We start from the raw sequence: 5,532 nt of genomic DNA, 5'->3' as shown, positions 1-5,532 counted from the left end.
AAGAACACTAAAATGAGTATAGTTCCATTTTAGCTTGTTCCCAATATAAAATTAGGACAAGCAGTAAATGTCACAATACTCATTAAGGGTTCTAAAAGTCCAATTACAATGCCACTTCACCTATTGCATATATCAACACACATTTAAAATAGAGCTAAATTATTAACTGCTTCACTTAAAACTTTTCCAACAGAATCATTAATAACTAGATTAGCCTTTGAGTCAGCTGAAGTAGAACTTTTATTTATAAGAATAAGATTTTTACCTCTAAAATAATCAATTAATCCAGCCGCTGGATAAACAACTAATGAAGTACCTCCTATAATTAAGGTATCAGCTTTAGATATTGCTTTAATTGCACCTGTGATAGTATTATCATCTAATCCTTCTTCATAAAGAACAACATCTGGTTTAACAGTTCCTTCACACTTTGTGCAAATAGGAATTCCTTTTGATTCTAATATAAAATCTGAATCATAAAATGCATTACAATTAGTGCAATAATTTCTATGAACAGATCCATGTAGTTCGAAAACATTTTTAGAACCAGCAGCTTGATGAAGTCCATCTATATTTTGGGTAACAATAGCTTTAAGTTTCCCCATTTCTTCGAGTTTAGCTAAAGCGATATGTCCGCTATTTGGTTTAGCATCTGGATATATAAGTTTAGCTTTATAGAAGTTAAAAAATTCTTCAGGATGTCTAATATAAAAGCTATGAGATACTAATTGTTCAGGTGTAAAAGTTACATTAAGTTTTTTATTAAACAAACCATTAGCACTTCTAAAATCAGGTATTCCAGATTCGGTTGACATTCCTGCACCGCCAAAGAAGACTATGTTATTGCTGTTTTTTAAAATATCTGATAATTTATCTATTTCAATACTCATAAAAATCATCTCCAAACTGTATTTATATATATTTATTATTACACAATTTATTATAAAAATTAAAGAGATATGAACAAATAGTATTTATTTTAATGGTATAATTTTCATAAAATTGAATTTGGCAGGGGATGAAAAAGTGAATATTATTATTGAAACTAAAGATCTTATATTAAGAAATATAAAATTAAATGATTTAAATGTACTTCATGAAATAAGGAATGAGGAATATATTTTAAAATGGATGCCAGATTGGAAAAGTACAAAGAAAGAAACAAAACAATGGATTTCTGAAGTAATAGATTTTTATGATAAACAGAATGAAAATGATTTATGGTGTCAGTTAGTTATAGAAAAAAAATCAGATAATACTATATTAGGAATAATAGCACTACAAACTAAATTTGAAGTTAATAATGAAATTGAAATAGCATATTTTATATCTGAAAAATACTCAGGAAAAGGGTATATGAAACAAGCAGCTAAGGCAATATTAGAATGGGGATTTGATAATTATAATTTTCCTTTTGTTATAGCAATTGTTGAAATAAATAATTATCCGTCTCAAAAAGTTATTGAATCAGTTGGATTTAAAAAAGTTGAGACAAGAATGATTTTAAATTCTGGTGAGGAGAAAGAAAAGCCATTTTTTTATTATAGATATGACAGAAAAATTAATCATTCTAAAAATTAGAATAATAAGTATATATGATAAATTAGATTTCATTGATAATGAATGAAGAATTTAATATAATTATGGTAGTAAATTAAACAAATGATAAAATAGATATAAATGAAAAAATATAATGGTAAAAAATTAAAATTTATATGTACTTTTAATTTGTTTAAAAATGGAAGAAATAAGTGTACATTTGAGATAGTCTACGATGAGGAGACTATATAATAAGGAGGTTATTTTGTGAATTATGACTATGTAAATAATTATAGTGAAGAAGAATTTGAAGACATTCAAGCTCATTATGATGGAAAAGCAGAGTATGACAATGGTTTAATATTCTTAAGTTCAACAGCACCAATAAAACATAGTCAAATTAAACGAAATATTTTAACCGAACTTTCAATATATTTAAAAGGTTCAAAATGCCAAGCTTATGATGAACAAATAGAGGTAATATTTAATTATAAAGATGATATTAGAAAATATAAACCAGATATTTTTATTATGTGTGAAGATGCAACTAAAAAAGGTGAAAGCTTTACTTCCACTCCAAGAGTAATATTTGAGATATTATCAAAATCAACTGCTAAATTTGATAAGGGTAGAAAATATGATACCTATGAAAGGTTTGGGGTATTAGAATATAACCTTGTAGAACAAACTGGCTTTATTGTCCAACATGCATTGATTGATGGAGCATATCAGATAGTTAATGTATATAAGAATAGTGATGAATATAGTTCAACTGTATTTTCAGATTTAAAAATAAATTTAACTGATATATTTGAATAATTTTTGTAAGTGTCTAGTTCACAACTAGGCGCTTTTTTATTCTTTAGGAATTTATTATAAAAATTAAAGTAATATAGAAAAATAATCTGTATAACATTATGAATTTTAATGGTATAATTTGTATAAATAGATATATTTTTTAGTGAGGAAATTAAATGAAAATAGATAGATTATTTTCTATTGTAAATATATTAGTTAGTAAAAAGAGTGTTACTGCTGCCGAATTAGCAGAGCAATTTAATGTATCTGTTAGAACTATATACAGAGATATTGAGATATTATCTACAAATGGTATACCAATTTGTTCAGCTCAGGGTAAAGGTGGCGGGCTTTCTATTTTAGACAATTATTCTATAGATAAAGCTATATTGTCTGATAGTGAGCAGAAACAAGTACTTATGGCATTACAAAGTGTAAATGCTACAGGACAGATAAATGTAGATGATTCTTTTTTAAAACTAAGAAGTTTATTTAGGAAGGATGCAATTGATTGGATAGAGATTGATTTTTCAGGTTGGGAGCAAAGTGAAGAGGATAAAGAAAATTTTGAAATTATTAAAGACAGTATTATTAATTCAAAGGCAGTATATATTTCTTATTTTAGCAATAAAGGTGAGAGGTCAGAGCGTATTGTAGAACCATACAAATTGATATTCAAAGGATATAATTGGTATATTTATGGATATTGCAGAAAAAGAAAAGATATGCGGTTTTTTAAATTAACAAGAATAGAAAAAATAGAAATTTTAAAAGATACCTTTGTAAATACACCACCATTAAATATTAGTTATGATATGTCACCAAAGGAAGAATTAATTGAAGTGAAGCTTAAAGTACATATTTCCATGGCTTCAAGGGTTTATGATGAATTTAAAAATGGAAAAATTACTTTAGAAAATAATGAATTTTATATTATAGTAAGTGTTCCAAAAACTAAATGGTTATATGATTATTTTCTTGGTTTTGGAAATAGCCTTGAGATACTTGAACCGTTAGAGATGAGAGAAGAACTTAAGAAAAAAGTAGAAGAAATTATAAAAAAATATTTATAATATGACACATAGATGTCATGTTATGTTTGTTAATATTTGATTATTAAAGAAAGAGAGGTAATCAAATATGAATTATGAGGTTGTAAATTTAAAAGAAAAGAAAGTAGTAGGATTAACTGCTAGAACAAAAAATTGTGATGATAATATGACAGAGATAATAGGATCACTGTGGCAAAATCTTTATGAAGGTGGAGTATATAATACTATTAAAAATAAATCAAATGATAAAGCAATAGGTATTTACTCTGATTATGAAAGTGATGTTAATAGCGAGTATAGTGTTACGGTAGGGTGTGAAGTTAGTGATGCAGAAAATATGAGTGAAGGCACTATAGTAAAAGTTATTCCAGCTGGAAAATATGCTAAGTTTATTGTTCATGGACAAGTACAACAAGCAGTTAATAATTTTTGGCAAGAGTTATGGAATATGAAATTAAATAGAAATTATAGATGTGATTTTGAGGAATATCAAAATTGTGATATGGAAAATGCAGAAATTCATATTTATATATCTGTTGATTAAAATAAATTTTATATGATGAATTAAAGATAAGCTAAAGGGTTAAAACTAAATTTTTTAGCTTATCTTTATTTAAGAATAGTATTATTATAGTAGGCAATTAATTTTGAAATATAAACATACCTTTGGAAAAAAGATTTATAACAAAGAATTCTATTAAAGTTTTATAAATAAATATTTGGTAATTATGTATTTTATTATGATATAATTTTATAATAGTTACTTAGTTAAAATAGGGGGAAAATAATAAAGTTTTTTAGTATTAGATATTGAGGAGGTTTGGATTAATGTATACAGTTGGAATTATTACAAGTAGTGATAAAGGATATACAGGCGAAAGAGAAGATAAAAGTGGAGCTGTAATAAAGGAAATAGTGGAAAGTAATGATTTTGAAGTTGTAAGGCAAATAATTCTTCCTGATGATAAGGATATGTTGTCAAAAGAATTTATATATATGAGTGATGAACTTAATGTTAATCTTATTTTAAGTACAGGGGGAACTGGATTTTCTCCAAGAGATATAACTCCAGAGGCAACTAGGATAGTTATTGAAAGAGAAGCACTAGGAATATGTGAAGCGATAAGATATTATAGTCTTCAAATAACTAAAAGAGCAATGTTATCAAGAGCTATTTCTGGAATTAGAGGGAAAACGTTAATAGTTAATTTGCCAGGAAGTCCAAAAGCATGCAAGGAAGCATTGGATTTTGTGTTAAATGATATAAAGCATGGAATAGATATTTTGCTGGAAAAATCAAAAGAATGTGCAAGAAAATAGAGAATATAATAAGAAAATTTATTGAAATTAAGCTATATTTTTTAGTTATAGGGTTTTAATTTTAAAAAATGGCTATGTTTTAAAACAGTGTTGATATTGTAGTATAAAGCTCATGGACAGAGGAATTTACTTTAAGAACACTAAAATAAAGCTTAGTCCAATTAATGCATGCTCCCAATCAAAGATTGCTGACAAGCAATTAATTATACAAATCTTCATTAAGAGTTCTAAAAAGCAAATTCCAACGCCATTTCGCCCTTATACTAAAATATCAACATTCACTTAAAACATAGCCTAAAAAATAAATACTTTTATATATTATATTTAAAATCCTATTAATGCTACTGATATCAGGTGTTAAAGAAGTATACAGTAAGTCTTAATATAAATAAAAAACAAAAAAATCAAAAAAGTTTAAAAAAGTTGTTGACATAATAGTGATATCTAGATATAATACTACTTGTGATCTGGTGATGACGGCGTAGAGGTAACACTCCTCTCCATTCCGAACAGGAAAGTTAAGGTCTACAGCGCTGATGGTACTGCACGGGAGACTGTGTGGGAGAGTAAGACGTTGCCAGGTAAGCATGGCTCGATAGCTCAGTCGGTAGAGCAGAGGACTGAAAATCCTCGTGTCACTGGTTCGATTCCAGTTCGAGCCACCAAAAAAACACTAACAATGTTAGTGTTTTTTTTATTCTTTAGGAATATTAAATTCTTTTAAATAAAAAGGCTCTGTTTTAAATGTGTGTTGATATATGCAATAGGTAAAGTGGCATTGTAATTGGACTTTGAGAATTCTCAATGAGTATTGTCACATTTA

General features: G+C 27.0%; 6 protein-coding genes, 1 tRNA gene and 1 rRNA gene. 7 read left to right on the top strand and 1 reads right to left on the bottom strand.

The genetic code is table 11. The annotated features are described in order from the left end of the window. Positions 1 to 143 precede the first annotated feature (143 nt). Positions 144 to 890, bottom strand: coding sequence for an NAD-dependent protein deacylase (locus NG918_RS16255; protein ID WP_252216677.1), 747 nt, complete (start codon positions 888 to 890; stop codon positions 144 to 146). Between the two features lie 136 nt (positions 891 to 1,026). Between NG918_RS16255 and NG918_RS16250 the strand changes: the two genes are divergently transcribed. From NG918_RS16250 to NG918_RS16220, 7 genes are all read left to right on the top strand, one after another. Then, entirely contained in the window at positions 1,027 to 1,581 is a 555-nt protein-coding gene (locus tag NG918_RS16250) for a GNAT family N-acetyltransferase (RefSeq protein WP_252216675.1), read from the top strand. A gap of 225 nt (positions 1,582 to 1,806) precedes the next feature. Then, positions 1,807 to 2,358, top strand: coding sequence for a Uma2 family endonuclease (locus tag NG918_RS16245; protein WP_252227093.1), 552 nt, complete (start codon positions 1,807 to 1,809; stop codon positions 2,356 to 2,358). A gap of 155 nt (positions 2,359 to 2,513) precedes the next feature. Further along, positions 2,514 to 3,410: a helix-turn-helix transcriptional regulator gene (locus tag NG918_RS16240; RefSeq protein ID WP_252227091.1), complete on the top strand. Its 897-nt coding sequence runs from the start codon at positions 2,514 to 2,516 to the stop codon at positions 3,408 to 3,410. A gap of 67 nt (positions 3,411 to 3,477) precedes the next feature. Continuing rightward, on the top strand, positions 3,478 to 3,933 hold the full coding sequence (locus tag NG918_RS16235; RefSeq protein ID WP_252227082.1) for a GyrI-like domain-containing protein: 456 nt from the start codon (positions 3,478 to 3,480) through the stop codon (positions 3,931 to 3,933). Positions 3,934 to 4,217: 284 nt separating this feature from the next. Continuing rightward, a complete protein-coding gene (locus NG918_RS16230; RefSeq protein WP_252227080.1) occupies positions 4,218 to 4,709 on the top strand; it encodes a MogA/MoaB family molybdenum cofactor biosynthesis protein in 492 nt (163 codons plus the stop codon). A 466-nt stretch (positions 4,710 to 5,175) separates the two neighbouring features. Then, positions 5,176 to 5,292 (top strand): 5S ribosomal RNA (gene rrf / locus NG918_RS16225). A 6-nt stretch (positions 5,293 to 5,298) separates the two neighbouring features. Next, a tRNA-Phe gene (locus tag NG918_RS16220) sits at positions 5,299 to 5,374 on the top strand. Positions 5,375 to 5,532 lie beyond the last annotated feature (158 nt).

Origin of the sequence: Clostridium sp. ZBS2, from assembly GCF_023845855.1 — a bacterium.
GTDB classification, from domain to species: Bacteria; Bacillota; Clostridia; order Clostridiales; family Clostridiaceae; genus Clostridium; species Clostridium aquiflavi.
This window is presented reverse-complemented; position numbering and strand designations above follow the sequence as displayed.